General features: G+C 57.8%; 1 protein-coding gene. It reads right to left on the bottom strand.

Going from position 1 to position 379, the window contains the following annotated elements; genetic code table 11:
• Window positions 1-379: polysaccharide pyruvyl transferase family protein (locus EN818_RS31020; RefSeq protein ID WP_189523990.1), on the bottom strand; the 379-nt coding region annotated here is incomplete at both ends.

The raw sequence follows: 379 nt of genomic DNA, 5'->3' as shown, positions 1-379 counted from the left end.
AGATGAATCTGCCGAGTTTTTCGGCCGCTTCCGAGGGCGTTACGGTATCGATGTCGAGTAGAAGGTCGGCGACGCCGATACGCTTGGCGACTTCCTTGGTTTTGAATTCATAGGCGATCGGCAGCACCGGCGTGCCGACGCAAAGCGACATGATCATCATATGCATGCGCGTGGCGACGACGAAGTCGCAATCCTTCACCAGCGACATCAGCTGGTCGGGCGTATGAAATGCGGCATCGACATTGACGTGTTCGGCGATTTCCGGGTCGAGCTCGGCCACGATAGCCCGTGCTGTTCTGGCGTCGTCATGGGCGTATTCCGGCACGCCCTGGCAGGTTGAAACGAAGGTCACCTTCTTGGCGTGGTCCCTGACAAGAAT

Source organism: Mesorhizobium sp. M3A.F.Ca.ET.175.01.1.1 (assembly GCF_004791945.1).
In the GTDB taxonomy this organism is placed as follows: domain Bacteria; phylum Pseudomonadota; class Alphaproteobacteria; order Rhizobiales; family Rhizobiaceae; genus Mesorhizobium.
This window is presented reverse-complemented; position numbering and strand designations above follow the sequence as displayed.